Raw genomic sequence first — 19025 nt, forward strand, 5'->3', positions numbered from 1 at the left:
ACCTGATACCGCTTAAGTGACCCCTCCGGGAAGTAAAGCTGAGCTTTATCAGCTTTACTTCATAACAGAGGGGTTATATTTACTAAGAGAGGATAAACCATGACTAATCAGGCATTTCAGATTGAAGGTGCTGGCCTGGGATTTCGCCGCTGTATGGGTGATTCGCTGGCAGAGGCCGGATCCGGTCGGGTTGATTTTCTGGAGGTAGCTCCGGAAAACTGGATGCGCTTAGGTGGCCGGTTTGCCAAGCTGTTCCGCCGCTATACTGAGCAGTATGACTTTGTTGCTCATGGTTTATCTCTTTCAATCGGTAGCCCTTCACCTCTGGACGTAGAGTTTCTGAAAGAACTTAAGGTCTTTATGGCTGAGCATAATATGAAAGGCTATTCCGAACATCTGAGTTACTGCAGTGATGACGGGCACCTTTATGATCTGATGCCAATTCCTTTCACTGAAGAAGCGGTACATTATGTTGCCGGGCGTATCCGTCAGGTGCAGGATATCCTTGAACAGCGTATCGCAATGGAAAATATTTCCTATTATGCCGCGCCCGGTTCAGAAATGACGGAAATGGAATTCTTTACTGCGGTATTGAAGGAAGCAGACTGCGATATGCTGCTGGATGTGAATAACATTTATGTTAACAGTATCAATCACGGTTATGACGCAATTGAGTTTTTGAATCAGGTACCGGGTGAGCGGATCAGTTACATTCATGTTGCCGGCCACTATAACGAAGCGGAAGACCTGATCGTTGATACCCATGGTGCTGATGTGATTGATCCTGTCTGGGATATTTTGCAGCATACTTATGCCCGGTTCGGTACTGTTCCCACATTGCTGGAGCGCGATTTTAATATCCCGCCGATGCAGGAATTACTGAAAGAAGTTGATCTGATTCGCGGCTATCAGCAGGCAGCAGACGCGGCGCGTTTATCGTCTGCGAAGGGGGCTCAGCATGCAGTCGCCTAAGCCGGAGTTTACCGACCTGCAGTACCGGTTTGCCGGTACCATCCGCGACCCTGAGCATGTGGCGACGCTGGAAGATGTAGAAGAGCGTCGCATGAAAATATACCGCGAGCTTTTTTATAACAACGTCGCAGGCTTTGTGAATTCCGGATTTCCGGTTTTGAAAAGCCTGTCTGATGAAGCCTACTGGCAGCAACTGATCCGTGACTTCCTGATCGAACACCGTTGTCAGACGCCTTATTTTCTTGAAATTGCTCAGGAATTCGTGACTTACGTTTCTGAGGTTCGGGAACCGCGCAGCGAAGATTTACCTTTTTTAGCGGCACTGGCTCATTACGAATGGGCTGAACTGGCGCTGGATACCGCTGAAGACCCTGATGATCTGAGTACTGTTAATCCTGAAGGGGATTTACTTAGCGGGCACCCTGTTCAGTCTCCGCTTGCATGGTCGCTGATGTATGAGTATCCGGTACATCATATCAGTGAATCTTTTATTCCTGAGGCGAAGTCTGAAGTGCCAACCTGCCTGGTGGTTTACCGGAATAACCGGGACCAGGTGAAGTTTATGGAGATAAATCCGTTAACTGCACGGTTACTCCACCTGTTAGCTGAAGATACTGATTTGAGCGGGCGTGACGCGCTGCTCCAGATTGCTGCTGAAATGGCACACCCTGATCCGGAAGTGATTGTGCAGGGCGGGCTGAGCATATTAGAACAACTGCGACAGACAGAAATAATTTTAGGTACCAACAATAACTAAAAGCTAGGAATGTTCTATGGCTAACCAATTGGTGAAACACTATAACTCAGTACATAATTTGCTGGACAAGACCCGCTTTGCAGATGGCATTGCGCCTTTACTGCTCCGGCTCTATCTGGCGCCTGTGCTGATGCAGGCAGGTTATAACAAACTTTCTCATTTTGAAGACACCGCCGCCTGGTTTGGTAATCCTGACTGGGGTCTGGGACTGCCATTTCCGGAAGTGATGGCAGCACTGGCTGCGGGTACAGAGTTCTTTGGCGGTATTTTACTGATTATTGGTCTGGCGACCCGCTGGATTTCAATTCCGCTGATGGTCACCATGCTGGTGGCGGCGTTCACCGTGCATATTGATAACGGCTGGCTGGCAATTTCCGATGCAAGCAGCTGGTTGGCCAATGACCGGGTAATGGAAGCGTCAGAGCGTCTGGCCCGTGCGAAAGAAATTTTACGTGACAATGGTAACTATAGCTGGCTGACCGGCCGGGGATCAGTGGTCATTCTGAATAATGGTATTGAGTTTGCTATCACTTACTTCATTATGCTTCTGAGCCTGTTCTTTACTGGCGGTGGCCGTTACCTGAGCATTGATTACTGGCTGGCGAAGTCGTTTCGTAACCAGGATTGAGTAGTTCGCTGTTCTCCACAGTGAGTAGACCTTTGCAGCACCTTTGGGTGCTGCTTTTTTATGCCTGTTAATCAGATACTCTGATCGGTTTCCGCACTGGCCGGAGGGCGTTGGGGCAGTTTCTCCAGTATTTCATCCAGTAAGAACTGGCAGGTTTCACTGCTGTTCACGCCTGCGCTCAGATTATTGAGTAACTGACTGAGCCATTCCCGGGTGATCATTTCCGGTGTTTGTATCTCAGGCAGGCTGTCTGTTTCGGCACGGGTGTTCTGTTCGATGCAGCGAATATAATCGTCTGTATTTTTTCCCAGAATCTGGCTTTGCTGCTCCAGTGTCTGAAAAAGCTGTCTGAGCTCAGTGAAAGGTTCAGCTGCTGCCGGGCCGGAAGCGGCGTGGTCCCCTGCAAGGGAAACCGCAGACGCAATGATCAGGCCGCTGCACAGCAGCGAATGTCTTATCAGTCTGTGTGCAGATTTCAGGTGATGAAATGACATGGATACCTCCGGCACAGTTGCAGAAGAAAGGACTAACTATCCAGTATAATTTCGTTGACCTGAATATACTCGGAATTAATCATCCAGCGAATATTCAGGTCATGTAACCGGATGCCATATACGCGTTCGTCCTGTTTGTTCTTGTGGTAAGCCGGGCGGGGGTCACAGCGAAGAATCTCTTCAATCTGTGTCTGCAGGGGAACAGCTAAACGAGCTGCGTGAGTGTGTAAGGCTGCTTCGGCTGCCGGCGTGAACCTGACATCCAGGTCCAGCGATTCAGCCCGGGTTGCCAGCTCAAAGCTGGCATCCTCAATGATATCGCTGTACGGAAGGTAGGGTTTAATATCTAGGATCGGTGTCTGGTCCAGTAAATCCGCGCCGCTGACATCCAGATAGATGCCGTTATTTTCAATCCGGACAGTTTCCAGCCTGACCGGTGAAAGGCCGATAGGATTTGGTCTGAACGGTGAGCGGGATGCCAGAACCCCGAGTTTCTGATTGCCGCCGAGCCGGGGTGGTCTGACACTGGGTGACCAGCCTTTATCAACACAGGCGCTGAATACAAAAACCAGCCATATGTGTGAGCAGGTCTCCAATCCTTTGACAGCTTCAGCGGATGCAAACTCAGGTAGCAGCTCAATGGTGGCTGTCATTGAAGATGCCAGGCCGGGCTGACGGGGAATGCCGAACTTTTCTTTAAATCCACTGTGAATGATAGCTATTGGTTTAAGGTTGAGTTCGGCAATCATTATCAGGTGTCCTGAGTTAAACGAAGCGCAATTATAGCCCTAAACCGGGCTGTTTATGATGGCTTTATTTACCGGACGGTTTATCTGTTCTGGCCAGAGCGAAAACCTCAACCCGCTTGCAGCCGGCCTGTTTGAGTATTCTGCTGAGTATATTTGCCGTAGTGCCCGTAGTGACGACGTCGTCAATCAGCATGACGTGAGGTGGCGGGGCATTCACGCACTGAAAACTGTGTCGCAGATTTTGCCTGCGCCTGGCTGCGCTGAGGTTAATCTGATTCCGGGTGTGTATGCGTTTATGCAAAATGTCATTTCTTATCGGGATATTTAGCTTCCGGTTCACATCCCGTGCCAGCAACCAGGCATGATTATATTCCCGCTTTAACAGTTTTCTCGGGTGCATCGGGACAGGAATCAGGCAATCGGGTTTGACCGCCAGACTGACGCTTTGCAGGGCAAGTTGATGCAGCGCTGACAGATAATCGGTACGGTTGTTAAACTTTCCCGGTGGGATCAGCGCGTTCACCGGAAATGCGTATCGGAAAGCGCAGTACACCCGGTCAAAAACCGGTTTTGTTCGCAGGCATGCCGGGCAGTGGTTATTTGTCGAGCTGAGCGGCAGTGCGCATGTGAGACATTGTTCTTCAAGCCAGGGTAACTCCAGCTGGCAGTCCCTGCATATCTGAGAATCGCAGGGATGTTTAAGCTGACAAATCAGACAGATGCGCTGCTTAAAAAATGTACAGATGTCTTTGGGTTTGCGTAACATGAGTTGACAGATTTCCTTATCCGTTTATCATTAGCCACTTGCCAAAAGCGGTTGTTTTCCAACCGTTCATCAAGTGACAGGACCGACATGAGTATGCAGCAATTAAGTGCTATCCGACACGACTGGACTAAAGACGAAGTACAGGCTTTATTTGACCTGCCTTTTAACGATCTGTTGTTTCAGGCACAGCTTGTTCACCGTGAAAATTTTAATCCTAACGAAGTACAGGTAAGTACGCTGCTGTCGATCAAAACAGGTGCCTGTCCGGAAGACTGTAAGTATTGCCCTCAGAGTGGTCATTACAACACAGGCCTGGAAAAAGAGCGCCTGATGCAGGTTGAAAAGGTTCTGGAAAAGGCCCGTAAAGCAAAGGAAACCGGTTCAACCCGTTTCTGCATGGGAGCCGCCTGGAAGCATCCGGCTGAAAAAGACATGCCGTATGTACTGGAAATGGTTAAAGAAGTTAAGAAGTTAGGTCTGGAAACCTGTATGACACTGGGCATGCTGGATCAGGACAAAGCTGAACGCCTGGCGGATGCGGGTCTGGATTACTATAACCACAACCTGGATACCTCACCGGAATATTACGACAAGATTATTACCACCCGTACTTTCCAGGACCGTCTGGATACTCTGCATAACGTGCGTGAATCCGGCATGAAGGTATGCAGTGGCGGTATTCTGGGGATGGGTGAGACCGCAACTGACCGTATCGGTTTATTGCGTCAGTTGGCAAATATGCCAACGCAACCTGAAAGTGTGCCTATTAACATGCTGGTGAAGGTAAAAGGCACGCCAATGGAAAATGTGGATGACCTGGATCATCTTGAGTTTGTCCGTACTATCGCTGTAGCACGTATTATGATGCCGGCTTCCCACGTACGTCTGTCCGCTGGCCGGGAGAGTATGAGTGATGAAATGCAGGCGATGACTTTTATGGCGGGTGCTAACTCCATTTTCTATGGTGAATGTCTGCTGACAACCCCTAACCCGGAAACTCACCGTGACCTGCAGCTCTTTAAGCGCCTGGGTATTAATCCTGAACAGCGTATCAGTGAAAATGACGATACTCAGGAACAGGTGATTATGCAGTCACTGCAAAAGCAGCAGGACGATTCGTTCTTCTACGAAGCCTGATTAAACGCATTTCTTCCGGCCATGGCGCCTTGCCATGGCCGTACCTGATGGTTCGACTATGTCATTCTCACAGTTACAGGATGAACTGAATCTGCGCAAGCAGGCTTCACTTTACCGTACCCGCAGAACCCTGCAAACGCCTCAGTCGCCGAACATCAAAGTGGATGGGAAGGACTATCTGGCGTTCTGTTCAAATGATTATCTGGGGCTGGCTAACCATCCTGATGTGATAGCTGCTTTTCAGAACGCTGCCAATCTTTACGGCGTGGGGGGCGGTGCCTCGCACCTGGTCAGTGGCCACAGTCAGGCCCACCATGAACTTGAGCTGGCACTGGCAGAATTTACCGGCCGCGACAGAGCGCTGTTATTTTCAACCGGATATATGGCAAATCTGGGCGCGGTAACTGCGTTGCTTGATAAGCAGGACGGCGTGTTTGAAGACCGGGTAAACCATGCTTCCCTGTTGGATGCAGGCCTGTTAAGCGGTGCCCGTTTTCAGCGTTATTTACATAACGATGCGACAAACCTGCAGACCCGTCTGCAGCGCAGTGAAACCCGCCGTAAGTTAGTGATCACGGACGGTGTGTTCAGTATGGACGGCGACATTGCACCATTATCTGAGCTGGCAGATGTCAGCTGCGCAGCGGATGCCTGGATGATGGTTGATGATGCTCATGGCCTGGGATGTATCGGTAAAGAAGGGCGGGGCAGCGTTGATCACTTCGGGCTTGGGCAGGATGATGTGCAGATTCTGATGGGAACGCTGGGCAAAGCATTCGGGACTGCCGGAGCATTTATCGCCGGTTCAGACGTGCTGATCGAAACCTTAATTCAGCATGCCCGCAGTTATATCTATACCACCAGTATGCCGCCGGCCGTTGCTGCTGCAACCCTGCGGAGCTTGCAACTGGTGCGGGAAGAAGAATGGCGGCGGGAAAAACTTCGGGCGTTGATCGCACAGTTCCGGACCGGCTGTGAGTCACTGGGTTTAGCTTTAATGGATTCACAGACACCTATTCAGCCGGTGATGGTCGGTAGCAGTGAGACGGCTATGCAGATGAGTGCAGCGCTGGAAGCAAAGGGTATCTTTATTACGGCAATCCGCCCGCCGACCGTGCCGAAGAATGAAGCCAGGTTACGTGTAACCCTCAGTGCCAGCCATACTGAAGCGGACGTTGACCGTTTGCTGGTCGCGCTCAGTGAGGTGAAGATATGAAGCTGCATCTGAGTTATGCAGGCCAGCCGTTGCATCAGGCGCCGACCCTGGTGCTGCTGCATGGTTGGGGGATGCACAGTGAAATCTGGCGGCCTCTGAGTGGGTTACTGGAAGATGATTTTTCACTGGTGCTGGTTGATTTACCAGGCCACGGGCGAAGTCAGGCCGCCGCTGAAAGCAGTACGCTGAATGGCATGGTGACGGAGATTCACAACGCGTTGCTGCAAGCCGGCATTCCACAAGCAGCCTGGTTGGGTTGGTCGCTGGGTGGCATTGTGGCGATGACTTATGCGTTGACCTACAGGGAAAATATCACGTCATTAATGACACTCTGCACAAGCCCTTGTTTTGTTGCACGGGAAGACTGGGCGGCGGGGATGGATGCCGAAACGTTCGCTCAGTTCAGTGAAGCCTTTAAAACACAGCCACAGAAAACCCTGCAGCGTTTCGCCATGCTTCAGGTGCAGGGATCAGCAAGCGCCCGGCAGGATCTCAAGCAACTGAAGTCACTGATCAGCAGTATTCCGGACCCTGATTATCCGGCTGTCAGCGCGGCGCTGGAAGTTCTCGAAGCAGATTACCGGTCGCTCTTCAGTGCCGCGGATCAGTCTGACCTCCCGGTGACGCATCTTTTGTGTGAGCTTGATACGCTGGCGCCGATAAGTGCTACTGAGTATCTGCAGCAGCTGCCGGGGTCCGCTGTGGCCGTATTAGCAGGCTCGTCCCATGTACCTATGCTGTCAGATCCGCAGATGCTTGCCGGGCGGATAAGGGAGCATCTGAAATGAGTCAGTTTTCCAAGCAGGAAGTTGCGACTTCATTCAGCCGTGCGGCCAGCAGCTATGATAATTATGCCAAGCTGCAGCAGCAGGTGGGCGAACAGCTGCTGGCGACGGTGTCTGCAGGAACCGGGCAGCAGGTCAGGCAAGCTGTTGATCTGGGATGTGGCACCGGTTATTTCATTCCCCGGCTGATGGATAGCTTTCAGCCAGAGTGCCTGACGGGGATTGATCTGGCACCGGGTATGCTGAGCTATGCGCGGGAGCATCATGCGGGGGAGAATATCCGTTGGGTGTGCGGTGATGCCGAAGCATTGCCGCTGGCTGCAGATAGCGTTGATCTGATTTTTTCAAGCCTGGCCATTCAGTGGTGTGAGAACCTGCCCCGGTTGTTTGCTGAGGTATACCGGGTATTACGTCCGGGCGGGCAGTTTGTTTTCAGTACGCTGGGGCCGGAAAGCCTTTGTGAGCTGCGGGCATCCTGGGCAACGGTAGATCGCTATCAGCATGTCAGTGAGTTTACCCCTTTATCTCAGTTGCGGAGCAGCATTGGGGGCCTTGAGGAAGTCAGTTTTGATGTCGTCCCGGTGCAGCTGTTATACCGTGAACTGCGTGGCCTGACCAATGAACTGAAGCGCATTGGTGCACATAATATGAGTGCGGGCCGGCCTGAAGGGCTGACTGGAAAAAGGCATCTGCTTGCCTTCAGAGATGCGTATGAAGCGTACCGGCGTGATGATGGGTTGCTGCCGGCTACTTATGAAGTGGCTTACGTTGTATTACGTAAACCTGAGTAATATTTACAATAAAGACGATCCGTTATGGCAAAGAAAAGTATTTTTATTGCAGGCACTGATACTGATGTCGGCAAGACCGTAGTGGCTGCCGGTATCCTTGAAGCTGCTAACCGCAAAGGCCTGACGACAGTTGCTGTAAAGCCCATTGCTGCCGGGTGTGAAAATACCCCTGAAGGGCTGCGTAACTCAGATGCGCTGTTGTTACAGGCAACTGCAAGCATTGAGCTGAACTATGAGCAGATTAATCCGATTGCGTTTGAGCCGCCAATTGCGCCGCACATTGCTGCTGAGCAGGTGGGGCGGAGACTGGATGCAGACCGTATTGCTGCCTTATGCCGCGGCGTCATGCTGCAGCCGGCAGACCTGGCGGTGATTGAAGGTGCCGGCGGCTGGCGGGTGCCCCTGAATAACCGGCAGACGATTGCCGACATTCCGAAAATGCTCAATACCCCGGTTGTGCTGGTGGTGGGGATGAAGCTTGGCTGTATCAGCCATACATTACTGACGGTTGAAAGCATTGTCAGAGACGGTTTGCCGCTGGCCGGATGGGTTGCCAATCAGGTGGATCCGGACATGAGCTGTTACGAAGAAAATCTGCAAACGTTAAAAACCATGCTGTCAGCGCCGCTGATTGCGGAAGTACCACATTCTGATGATTGCTCGCCACAAAACATTGCCCAATTTGTGGACATTGATGCTCTGATTGGTTGATTAATTACTGTACAGTTCGGATACTTACAGGGTGACAGATGTGTCTGTTGCTTTGAAGACCAATTAACTTAGGGGTGTTGCCATGAATGTAACCTCTGCTCTTCAGACAGGTGTGTTAGGGATAAACCGTGGTCTCGACGGTGTTCAGAAGGCTGCGTCTGATATTGCCGGTGCGGGTAAACCGCAGGCGCCGGAAGAGGCGACAGGCCGGGATGTTAATGAAGCACTGGTTGATCTGACTGTTGAGAAAAACGCAACTGCTGCGTCCACTAAAGTTGTACAGTCAGCAGATGAAGTGCTCGGTACACTGATCGACATTCGCGTCTGATTCAGTCTTGTGACCAGTGAGGTGCAGGTATGCAACTCAATATAAATAGCCTTCAGATCCAGTCATCAGGTGTTGGCGGTGCTGCCGGTACCAGCCAGACTGATGCCGTCAGTTCCGTCCGGGACCCGGCCGTCAGCGGGTCATCAGTATCTCTGCATTCAGCAGAATCTTCGCCAACTACGTCTACCCCAAAATCAGCGGATGTCAGCGGTGCTGATACTCATAGTGCTGAAAGAAATACGTCTGATCAGAAAGCTTCCGACCAGGCAGGTTCTGATCAGCGTACTGCTACTGCTGTAAAAGCAGATCTGACCGCGCTTGAAAATGAACAGATACAACAGTTAGCCACCCGTGACCGGGAGGTTCGCCAGCATGAGCAGGCGCATGCCTCTGCAGGCGGTGCCCATGCGGGTGCACCGAGCTATGAATACAGGAAAGGGCCGGACGGGCGTTTATATGCGGTTTCCGGTGAAGTCAGTATTGATACGTCCGCGGTGCCTAACGACCCTCAGGCGACTCTGGAGAAGGCAGAAATAGTCTTACGAGCAGCGCTGGCGGTTTCTGAGCCGTCCGGGGCCGACCGTGCAGTCGCCGCCCGCGCAACAGCTTTGGCCGAACAGGCACGTGCTGAGCTTTCTACTCAGGATGCGTCCGGTGCTGAATCAGCCGGGGAAGAGTCTGTTACAGCTGATGGCCTTTCAGGTGAGACGGATGCCGGCCGGGCTGATGCGTTAAAAGAAGAGTTGTCTGATAATCAGGCTGCTTCTGAGCGTGAGGAAGATGAGCAGGACGCTGCCCGTCAGGATGCCCAGCGTGAATCACAGGCTGCGGATGCCGTACGCCGACAGGATGCGCTGGACGAGCTTAATACCGATCGGGAAGAACACAGTGCTGCCGTTTCTCAAAGTCTGGAAGATTATAACCAGCGTCTTGACGAAGTGGGGGAGCGGTTCGCAGAAGTGAATCAGCGCCTGGTCGAGGCGGGGGTGTTTAAAAAGTTTTTCCCCGAAGGGCTGATCATCGACCAGAGTGTGTAAGCGGTTTTTTCTTTATCCGTTGTCTGCTTCCTGCAGAAAATTCATAACCAGTTTACTGAACGCCGCCGGCTTTTCCGCATGGGGCCAGTGCCCGGCATTCTGAATGATTTTATAAGATGCAGCCGGGAAATACTGTAACAGCGCATCTTTGTGATCAAGGGTAATGTATTCCGACTGCCCGCCTTTAATGAACAGTGTCTTGCCGCGATAGGGGGTGCCTTCAGGAGGGGCGCTGATATTGTCATACTGGCTTTCGATAACTGCCAGATTCACCCGCCAGGCAAAGCCGTTTTCTGTCCGGTACAGATTTTTCAGCAGGAACTGCCGCAGGCCGGTTTCCGTGACATGTTCTGCCAGTTGCTGTTCAGCGTCCCGCCGTGACGTAACCGTGTTCAGGCTGACGGATTTCAGCCCCTGAATAACAGTGTCATGGTCATGGCTGTACTGTACCGGTGCGATATCAACAATGATCAGTTGCCGGATACGTTCAGGTTGCGTCAGGGCTAACTGCATGGCTGCTTTTCCGCCCATGGAGTGTCCCAGTATATGGGCGCTTTGCAGGCCGTGATTATCCATCAGCTCAGCAATATCCTCCGCCATGGCGGCATAACTCATTTCATCGCTGTGGGGGGAGCGGCCGTGGTTACGTAAATCTACGGCATATACCTCATACTGCTCAGCCAGTACTTTGATCTGGCTGCCCCAGTTATCCAGCGTGCCGAATAATCCGTGCAGAATGATCAGCGGTTCACCCTGGCCCTGAATATTCACGTGAAGTTGCATGCGTGTAGCCTCTTTTACATATCCGTAAAAAAGCCGATGCGGGCATCGGCTTAGTCATTGTGCTTAACAGACCCGTTCTGTTACAGAACAGCCAGCAGCTCAACGTCAAAAATCAGGGTGGCGTAAGGAGGGATGCCGCCTGGCGAGCCTTGTGCACCGTATGCCAGTTGATACGGTACGTACAGACGCCATTTGTTACCTGGAGTCATCAGCTGCAGTGCTTCGGTCCAGCCAGCGATTACGCCGCCCACAGGGAATTCAGCAGGCTGACCACGCTCATAAGAGCTGTCGAATACCTTGCCGTCAGTGAACGTGCCGTGATAGTGAACGCGTACGGTTGATTCAGCAGTTGGTTTTTCGCCTGCTTCGCTACCGGCTTCGATTACTTCGTACTGCAGGCCGGAATCGGTGACGAATATTTCTTCACGCTGAGAGTTTTTCTCCAGGAAGATTTCGCCTTCAGCCGCTGCTTTTTTAGCAGCCGCTTCCGCTTCTTCCTGCATGCGCTTCTGGATTTCGTTGAATGCAGCCTGGATCTGTTCGCCGGCGACTTTCAGCTCCGCGCCTTCAAAGGCATCCTGGATACCGGTTACAACTGCGTTCAGGGAAACGCCTTCAAAGCTGTTGTTGGCCAGTTGATCGCCCATTTGACGGCCGATACCGTAGCTGGCGATTTGTTCGGTGGTTTCTAGTTTTAGTTCAGACATGAGACTCGATCAATTGAGGGTTCATTAAGGCGGCCAAGCCTAGCAAACTCCGCGGTTAAACGCTATGGCTGGCCGTATCAGAGCAGGTCCGGGATGACCTCGGTCACCTGGCTGCGAATCCGTCCGTCCTGCAGGCGAATATGGATTTCTTCTCCCGGGTTGATGGCCCTGACCTGCTGAATAACTTTTCCGTCAGGGCGTTCGGTAATAGCATAGCCCCTCTCCAGCGTCGCCAGTGGGCTAACGCCGTTAAGGCGTCCGGCAATGGCCTGTAAGCGCAACTGCTGCCGTGCCTGATACTGGAGGCTGAGCTGTTCCAGCCGGTGTCCCAGCTCGTTTACTTTTTGTTGTAAAGCACCGATGCGGGGCTGCTGCAGGCAGCGTTGCTGCCGCTGTTGTAACTGCTGCAGTTTATCTTGCCGTACCGTTACAGTTTGCTGCATGGCTTTACTGAGGCGCAGTTCCAGGTCGTCCAGCCTCTGGGCGTGTTCGTTGAGTTTATCGCCCGGGTGTTTCAGGCGGCTGCTGATCCAGCGGAGTTTTTCCTGATAGCGGCTCAGCTTCTGCTGCAGGTTTAATTGCAGTCTGTTCTGCAGCTGCTGCAGGCGCAGCTGCAGATGCGCCTGATCCGGACTGATAATTTCAGCGGCAGCCGAGGGTGTTGGTGCACGGACATCAGCAACAAAGTCTGCTATCGACACATCGGTTTCATGGCCGACAGCGCTGATCACCGGTATATGGCTGTTAAAAATGGCCCGGGCCACTCTGGCTTCGTTGAAACACCAGAGGTCTTCAAGAGAACCGCCCCCGCGGCCCACAATCAGCACATCACAGGCGTTATGATTATTCGCGGTTTCAATGGCTGCGACGATTTCACCGGTTGCTTCATTGCCCTGCACCCGGGTCGGATAAATATTGACCGGTAATGAGGGAAAACGGCGCTGTAAGACGGTCAGAATATCGTGGACCGCCGCGCCGGTCGGTGAGGTAATAATGCCAAGTCGCTTTGGCTGGGCGGGTAAGGGTTTCTTATGTGACTGATCAAACAGCCCCTGATGCTGCAGCTGTAACTTCAGGGCTTCATAGGCCTGCTGTAAAGAGCCGATACCGGCATCTTCCATATAATCACAGATCAGTTGGTAGTCACCGCGGCCAGGGTACAGGCTGACTTTGGCGCGGACACGCACCTTGTCACCGTTTTTCGGCTGGTAGTTCAGGTAGTGGTTGCGGTTCTTAAACATGGCGCAGCGTACCTGAGCGCCGCTGTCTTTCAGCGTGAAATACCAGTGACCTGAGCCGGGACGAACAAAGTTAGAAAGTTCACCTTCAACCTGAATAATTCTGAAGCTGCTTTCCAGCAGTGATTTAACTTCATTGTTAAGTTCGCTGACGGTAAACGCGGGGGGAGTTTGGTTGCTTTGCATGACGCGATAGTAAACTATTCAGAAGGCTTATTTAAGGCTTTTACGGGGTCAGCGTTTCAGCCTGAAAAAATAGTCATGAAAACTGTATTTTTTCACCCGGTATTAATTGTCGCCACTGTTGTAAAAGGCTATAATCCCGTGCCTTCTTTATATACAGAATAAAGGCACGCCCTCACTATGTTGCGAATTGCTGAAGAAGCACTTACTTTCGACGATGTTCTTTTGGTTCCTGGTTATTCCGAAGTTCTGCCTAAGGACGTGTCACTTAAGACTCGCCTGACCAAAGGGATTGAATTGAATATTCCTTTGGCTTCCGCAGCGATGGATACTGTTACGGAATCCCGTCTGGCCATTGCAATGGCTCAGGAAGGCGGCATCGGTATCATCCATAAAAACCTTACAATTGAACAGCAAGCTGACGAAGTTCGCCGCGTTAAGAAGTACGAGGCGGGTGTGGTCAGTGATCCTGTTACCTGTACATCTGATATGACCGTAGGCGAGCTGAACGCACTGAGTGCACGGGTCGGCTTCTCCGGTTTCCCGGTTGTGGATAACGGTGATCTGGTGGGTATTGTTACCAGCCGGGATGCACGTTTTGAACACAAACTGGATGCAACCGTAGCGTCTATCATGACCCCGAAAGACCGTCTGGTTACGGTGAAGGAAGGTGTTGATCCTGACGTCGTACGTAACCTGCTGCGCAAGCACCGCATTGAAAAGATTCTGGTTGTCGATGACAGCTTTGGTCTGCGCGGTATGATGACAGTAAAAGACATGAACAAAGCGCAGACGCACCCGAACGCTGCGAAAGACGAGAAAGGCCGTCTGATTGTCGGTGCGGCTGTGGGTACCGGTGCAGATACTGGCGAGCGTGTTGAAGCGCTGGTGAATGCTGAAGTTGATGTCATCATTGTTGACACGGCTCACGGTCACTCAAAAGGCGTTATCGACCGGGTTGCCTGGGTGAAAGCAAACTTCCCTGATGTACAGGTCATTGGCGGTAACATTGCGACTGCTGCGGCAGCGGTGGCACTGGCGAAGGCTGGTGCTGACGGTGTTAAAGTGGGCATAGGTCCGGGATCTATCTGTACGACCCGTATTGTTGCCGGTGTTGGTGTACCTCAGGTCAGTGCGGTTGCTAACGTTGCGGCGGCGCTGGAAGAGTATGGTGTACCCTGCATCGCTGATGGCGGTATCCGTTTCTCCGGTGATTTGTCCAAGGCGATTGTTGCCGGTGCTTCGGCCGTTATGGTCGGTTCAATGCTGGCCGGTACTGATGAGGCGCCGGGTGATGTTGAGCTGTTCCAGGGCCGTGCATACAAATCTTACCGCGGTATGGGCTCGCTGGGTGCGATGGCTCAGACGACCGGTTCTTCTGACCGTTATTTCCAGGATGCTGCTCAGGGTGCTGAAAAGCTGGTGCCGGAAGGCATTGAAGGCCGGGTAGCCTGTAAAGGTCCGATGGGCGGTGTGGTGCATCAGCTGATGGGTGGTCTGCGGGCTTCCATGGGGTATACCGGCAGTTCCGATATTACCACCATGCGCACGGTACCGGAGTTTGTACGCATTACAAACGCCGGTATGGCAGAAAGCCATGTTCATGATGTGAGCATCACGAAAGAGGCGCCGAATTACCGGGTTGGATAATTCGCGACCAGAAAAATACCAGTAGGTGGGATGGCTTCGGCTATCCCACTTTTGTTTTTAACAAGCTACAACACTTGTAGAGATTCCTTTGGAGTCATCGAAATGTCCCAAGATATTCATGCACAACGGATTTTAATCCTCGATTTCGGCTCACAGTACACGCAGCTGATTGCGCGACGTATTCGTGAGATCGGTGTTTACTGTGAAATTTATCCTTACGATATGGATAATGCCGCAATTACCGAATTTAATCCGCGGGGGATTATCCTGGCGGGTGGCCCGGAATCAGTTACCGAAGGTGACTCGCCGCGGGCACCGCAGGCCGTTTTTGATCTGAACGTACCGATCCTGGGTATTTGCTATGGCATGCAGACCATGGCTGAGCAGCTGGGCGGTGCCGTTGTTACCTCTGATAAGCGTGAGTTCGGTTACGCGAAGGTGCGCCTGGAAGACAGCCCGAGCCGTTTGTTTGAAGGCATTGAAGATCACATTGCCAACAATGGTTCATTGTTGCTGGATGTGTGGATGAGCCATGGTGACAAGGTCAGTGACCTGCCGGAAGGTTTCCATGTGATCGCCAGTACTGAAAGTGCGCCAATCGCCGCCATGTGTCACCCGGGTAAAAACTACTTTGGTGTACAGTTCCACCCTGAAGTTACCCACACGAAGCAGGGCGGACGGATGCTGACGCGTTTCGTTCAGGAAATCTGTGAATGTGATGCTTTGTGGACGGCAGAAAACATTATTGCTGATCTGATTGCCCGTGTTCGCGAACAGGTCGGCAATCAGAAAGTGTTACTTGGCCTTTCCGGCGGGGTTGATTCTTCTGTTGTGGCTGCGTTATTGCACAAGGCTATCGGCGATCAGCTGACTTGCGTATTCGTGGATAACGGTTTGCTGCGTAAGCGCGAAGGCGATCAGGTAATGGACATGTTCGCTAAGAACATGGGGGTTAAGGTTATCCGTTCTGATTCCGAGGAGCTGTTCCTGGGCCGTCTGGAAGGGGAAGCGGATCCGGAAACCAAGCGTAAGATCATCGGTAATACCTTTATTGAAGTATTTGATGACGAAGCAGCCAAGCTGAAGGATGTTAACTTCCTTGCGCAGGGTACAATTTATCCGGACGTCATCGAATCTGCCGCTGCCAAGACAGGCAAAGCACACGTCATCAAGTCTCACCACAATGTGGGTGGTCTGCCGGAAGATATGGCGTTTGAGCTGGTTGAACCGCTGCGTGAGCTGTTCAAGGACGAAGTCCGTAAGATCGGTCTTGAACTGGGCCTGCCATACGACATGGTTTACCGTCATCCGTTCCCGGGCCCGGGTCTGGGTGTGCGTATTCTGGGTGAAGTGAAGAAAGAGTATGCGGATATCCTGCGTGAAGCTGATGCTATCTTCCTGGAAGAGCTGCATGCCGCTGACTGGTATCATAAAACCAGCCAGTCTTTTGCGGTATTCCTGCCGGTTAAATCGGTCGGTGTCGTGGGTGATGGCCGCCGTTATGAATATGTTATTGCGTTACGTGCTGTTGAAACCATCGACTTTATGACAGCGCGCTGGGCGCATCTGCCATATGAGCTGCTGGAGACTGTATCCAGCCGTATCATTAACGAGATTCCAAAAGTATCCCGCGTGACTTACGATGTAAGCTCTAAGCCGCCGGCGACGATTGAATGGGAATAATCTTCCGTTAATTCTGATAAAAGCCCGCAGTAGCGGGCTTTTTTGTGTCAGGTCGGTTGAGTGAGACAGAGGTACTGATGACAACATCTGAAGACGATGAAAAGTGGATGGCCTATGCGCTTAAGTTGGCGGATAAAGCCGCGGAAAAAGGAGAGGTGCCTGTGGGGGCAGTGGTTGTCCGTGACGGTGAAGTGCTGGGGGAAGGCTGGAACCGGCCTATTTCAGGACATGATCCCTGCGCCCATGCTGAAATCATTGCCTTACGGGATGCGGCGGCAAATGTTGCCAATTACCGGCTGGTGGATGCCACGCTCTATGTGACCATTGAGCCATGTACCATGTGTGCCGGAGCGATTATACACAGCCGGGTTAAGCGACTGGTCTTTGGTGCAACAGAGCCCAAGGCCGGTGCGGTGATCAGTAACGGGCAGGTGCTTGATCAGCCCTGGATGAATTACCGGGTGGAGTATCAGGGCGGTGTGATGGCAGAGCGTTGCAGTGATTGCATCAGCGCTTTTTTTCAGCAACGTCGCGAAGAGAAAAAAGCTGCTAAGCGCGCAAAGCAGCAGGCTGAACGCACCGGCGGTGACTGATCTTTACTGTGCTGCGTCTGTGCGGCGTGCCAGCAGGCTGTTTTTACCGTTAGTCCGTAGCTTGACCCAGCTGATCAGATCCGTCCACATGCGGGATATTTCTGCTTTTTTCGGCATGATGCCCGCATGTTTCAGTTCGATTGTCATGACCGGAATACTTTTCACAAACCAGCCATAGTTACCGAGTGATCCCGGATAGGTTCCCAGTTGTTTCAGGTACAGAGGGCCCAGTTTGCGGGGCGGTTGTATGCTGCCGTCAAAATCAAGAATGCCATGGGGTGCATGAACAGACACAATGACATCCGGTTTTAATTCATCAATCAGCGTGTGAATGGCCTGCGATTCCGGTTCACTCAGTGGTTTGCGACCCGGGAAGTAGCGGGGGCGTTTTTTGGCATAAGTTTGCCAGTGTTTTATCGGATCGACAGCAGCTTTTGCCGGAATAAAGTTGCGGTTAAGGTCTACTTTATTGGCATTGACCCGGGTAGCGCGTTTCTTCAGAAGGCCGTCAGGGTTCGCCAGGGGTAAAAAGTGCCAGTCATAAGCGCCGCTGTGATTTTCATCCAGTGTTTTCAGCCATTTAAAGGTAACGCTGATGCTGGAATATTCATCGCCATGGATGCCGCCGATAAAGAGGATTTTGACCGGTGTTTCCGTATCCGGTGAGGCCGGGTAATGTTTTTCAAGGATCAGCTCGCCGTTATTTGAATAAAAGCGGGGTGATATGAACTCCAGATCCAGGCAGTCTTTAACCGAAACGCTGCTGAGTTTATTGCCGATTTTTGTGCAGATATCGGTAACATCAGGATGAGGCGCGTAGTCTTCCTGGTGAAGCTGATACCGGGCCGGTAAGCTGGGGTCTGTAAGTGCTTTTTCAGGGGCGGCTTTGGTCGCCTGTTCCAGTGTGCTGCTGTTCAGCGACTGAGCTTCCCGTTGTGCTGCCTGTGACGCGGTGGGTTTGTGTACCTGGCTGATGCTTTCCTGCAAGGGTGCCGTTGCGCTGATCATGGAGGGCAGGATAGGGGTGTTGTGCGCGTTGTTAATTTTCGCGTCAACAGTGGCCTGGCTGAGCAGCTTTTTGGCATTACCTTTCAGCGTGCCGTTTTTAGCCGGTTGTGCCGTTGCAGTGCTGACAGGCTTTAGTGTCAGAGCGGGTTGCTTCAACAATTGCGAGGTTGCAAGGGTGTTCGCTGTGGCGGCGGTGCTTTCAGTCCGGATTAACTCAGATTCTTTAGTGAGCTCTTCCGTTTTGGTGATCTGTGCCGGTAATGCGTTCACTTGACCAGCCGTGGCCGGTGGCTTCTCTGATGATGTCTCACTGCTGGCAGCCGACATTTGTTCATTTACTGAAGCCACGGGATGAGTACCGGTGCTGTTATCAATTGTCAGTTTTTTGTTAAGGCCGGACAGCAGATTTCTGGCGCTGCCGGTCAGCACGTCAGAAGCCTGTTCCTGTTGATGGGAAACGACCGGTTCGCTGAGGCTCTGAGCAGGCAGGGTCAGCCCGCTGGCAGTGATCGCTGATTCGGCATTTGCTGTTTGTGTATTTATCAACAGACAACCCAAAATAACCGTTCTCAGGGCGGATTTACGCCATAAAATCTCAGGTGTTGAAGCAAAAGAGGTGTCTAGTGTTAAAGCCATGAGCACTGAACTAATTAGTTAAGGTTAAAAAAGCTGAATAAAAACAGGGAGACAGCGATTAAAGTGCAAAAATCGATCACATTTTAATCGCCTTTGGAGGTTATGTGGAGTCTTTTATTCGCTTTTGTGAAGTTCAATAGCCGGCTTTGCTATGGGTAAAATCTGTGCTTCGA

20 protein-coding genes are annotated in these 19025 nt (G+C 51.9%); 13 read left to right on the forward strand and 7 right to left on the reverse strand.

Going from position 1 to position 19025, the window contains the following annotated elements:
* The first annotated feature begins 99 nt into the window (after positions 1 to 99).
* The 3 genes from PCI15_RS05690 to PCI15_RS05700 are packed head-to-tail and all read left to right on the forward strand — an operon-like array spanning position 100 to position 2357.
* Entirely contained in the window at positions 100 to 972 is an 873-nt protein-coding gene (locus PCI15_RS05690) for an HvfB family MNIO-type RiPP peptide maturase (RefSeq protein WP_271273387.1), read from the forward strand.
* Positions 959 to 1729, forward strand: coding sequence for an HvfC family RiPP maturation protein (locus PCI15_RS05695; RefSeq protein ID WP_271273388.1), 771 nt, complete (start codon positions 959 to 961; stop codon positions 1727 to 1729). Before PCI15_RS05690 ends, PCI15_RS05695 begins: the two co-directional genes overlap by 14 nt.
* A 16-nt stretch (positions 1730 to 1745) precedes the next feature.
* Positions 1746 to 2357 (forward strand): HvfX family Cu-binding RiPP maturation protein, encoded by a 612-nt coding sequence (locus tag PCI15_RS05700; protein WP_271273389.1) that lies wholly within the window; start codon positions 1746 to 1748, stop codon positions 2355 to 2357.
* A 71-nt stretch (positions 2358 to 2428) separates the two neighbouring features.
* Here the strand turns inward: PCI15_RS05700 and PCI15_RS05705 are convergent, their stop codons facing one another.
* The 3 genes from PCI15_RS05705 to PCI15_RS05715 all read right to left on the reverse strand — a co-directional run bounded on the left by PCI15_RS05705 (position 2429) and on the right by PCI15_RS05715 (position 4123).
* Positions 2429 to 2851, reverse strand: a complete 423-nt coding sequence (locus tag PCI15_RS05705; RefSeq protein WP_271273390.1) for a hypothetical protein — start codon at positions 2849 to 2851, stop codon at positions 2429 to 2431.
* 32 nt (positions 2852 to 2883) lie between these two features.
* On the reverse strand, positions 2884 to 3600 hold the full coding sequence (tsaA, locus tag PCI15_RS05710) for a tRNA (N6-threonylcarbamoyladenosine(37)-N6)-methyltransferase TrmO (RefSeq protein WP_271273391.1): 717 nt from the start codon (positions 3598 to 3600) through the stop codon (positions 2884 to 2886).
* A gap of 64 nt (positions 3601 to 3664) precedes the next feature.
* Entirely contained in the window at positions 3665 to 4123 is a 459-nt protein-coding gene (locus tag PCI15_RS05715; RefSeq protein ID WP_271273392.1) for a ComF family protein, read from the reverse strand.
* 336 nt (positions 4124 to 4459) lie between these two features.
* On the opposite strand from PCI15_RS05715, the gene bioB reads away from it, so the two are divergent.
* From bioB to PCI15_RS05750, 7 genes are all read left to right on the forward strand, one after another.
* A complete protein-coding gene (gene bioB, locus PCI15_RS05720) occupies positions 4460 to 5503 on the forward strand; it encodes a biotin synthase BioB (protein WP_271274584.1) in 1044 nt (347 codons plus the stop codon).
* Positions 5504 to 5561: 58 nt separating this feature from the next.
* Positions 5562 to 6719 (forward strand): 8-amino-7-oxononanoate synthase, encoded by a 1158-nt coding sequence (bioF, locus tag PCI15_RS05725; RefSeq protein ID WP_271274585.1) that lies wholly within the window; start codon positions 5562 to 5564, stop codon positions 6717 to 6719.
* Positions 6716 to 7507 (forward strand): alpha/beta fold hydrolase, encoded by a 792-nt coding sequence (locus PCI15_RS05730; RefSeq protein WP_271273393.1) that lies wholly within the window; start codon positions 6716 to 6718, stop codon positions 7505 to 7507. The genes bioF and PCI15_RS05730 overlap by 4 nt, the downstream gene beginning before the upstream one ends.
* Entirely contained in the window at positions 7504 to 8295 is a 792-nt protein-coding gene (gene bioC / locus PCI15_RS05735; protein ID WP_271273394.1) for a malonyl-ACP O-methyltransferase BioC, read from the forward strand. The genes PCI15_RS05730 and bioC overlap by 4 nt, the downstream gene beginning before the upstream one ends.
* 24 nt (positions 8296 to 8319) lie before the next feature.
* On the forward strand, positions 8320 to 9006 hold the full coding sequence (bioD, locus tag PCI15_RS05740; protein WP_271273395.1) for a dethiobiotin synthase: 687 nt from the start codon (positions 8320 to 8322) through the stop codon (positions 9004 to 9006).
* An 82-nt stretch (positions 9007 to 9088) separates the two neighbouring features.
* Entirely contained in the window at positions 9089 to 9334 is a 246-nt protein-coding gene (locus tag PCI15_RS05745; RefSeq protein ID WP_271273396.1) for a hypothetical protein, read from the forward strand.
* Between the two features lie 29 nt (positions 9335 to 9363).
* Positions 9364 to 10371, forward strand: coding sequence for a putative metalloprotease CJM1_0395 family protein (locus tag PCI15_RS05750; RefSeq protein ID WP_271273397.1), 1008 nt, complete (start codon positions 9364 to 9366; stop codon positions 10369 to 10371).
* Positions 10372 to 10383: 12 nt separating this feature from the next.
* Here the strand turns inward: PCI15_RS05750 and PCI15_RS05755 are convergent, their stop codons facing one another.
* From PCI15_RS05755 to xseA, 3 genes are all read right to left on the reverse strand, one after another.
* Complete coding sequence (locus PCI15_RS05755; RefSeq protein WP_271273398.1) at positions 10384 to 11154, reverse strand: alpha/beta fold hydrolase; 771 nt, start codon at positions 11152 to 11154, stop codon at positions 10384 to 10386.
* Positions 11155 to 11234: 80 nt separating this feature from the next.
* On the reverse strand, positions 11235 to 11861 hold the full coding sequence (gene bamJ, locus PCI15_RS05760) for a BamJ family beta-barrel-assembly machinery protein (RefSeq protein ID WP_271273399.1): 627 nt from the start codon (positions 11859 to 11861) through the stop codon (positions 11235 to 11237).
* Positions 11862 to 11938: 77 nt separating this feature from the next.
* Entirely contained in the window at positions 11939 to 13285 is a 1347-nt protein-coding gene (gene xseA / locus PCI15_RS05765; protein WP_271273400.1) for an exodeoxyribonuclease VII large subunit, read from the reverse strand.
* A gap of 177 nt (positions 13286 to 13462) precedes the next feature.
* On the opposite strand from xseA, the gene guaB reads away from it, so the two are divergent.
* From guaB to tadA, 3 genes are all read left to right on the forward strand, one after another.
* Complete coding sequence (gene guaB, locus PCI15_RS05770; protein ID WP_271273401.1) at positions 13463 to 14932, forward strand: IMP dehydrogenase; 1470 nt, start codon at positions 13463 to 13465, stop codon at positions 14930 to 14932.
* A gap of 102 nt (positions 14933 to 15034) precedes the next feature.
* Positions 15035 to 16615 carry a glutamine-hydrolyzing GMP synthase gene (guaA, locus tag PCI15_RS05775; protein ID WP_271273402.1) on the forward strand — a complete coding sequence of 527 codons (1581 nt, stop codon included), beginning with the start codon at positions 15035 to 15037 and terminating at the stop codon, positions 16613 to 16615.
* 77 nt (positions 16616 to 16692) lie between these two features.
* Positions 16693 to 17208, forward strand: a complete 516-nt coding sequence (gene tadA / locus PCI15_RS05780; protein ID WP_271273403.1) for a tRNA adenosine(34) deaminase TadA — start codon at positions 16693 to 16695, stop codon at positions 17206 to 17208.
* A gap of 3 nt (positions 17209 to 17211) precedes the next feature.
* Here tadA and PCI15_RS05785 read toward each other — a convergent pair whose 3' ends face one another.
* Entirely contained in the window at positions 17212 to 18852 is a 1641-nt protein-coding gene (locus PCI15_RS05785; protein WP_271273404.1) for a M14 family zinc carboxypeptidase, read from the reverse strand.
* Positions 18853 to 19025: the final 173 nt, after the last annotated feature.

Origin of the sequence: Aliamphritea hakodatensis (assembly GCF_024347195.1) — a bacterium.
Classification (GTDB): domain Bacteria; phylum Pseudomonadota; class Gammaproteobacteria; order Pseudomonadales; family Balneatricaceae; genus Amphritea; species Amphritea hakodatensis.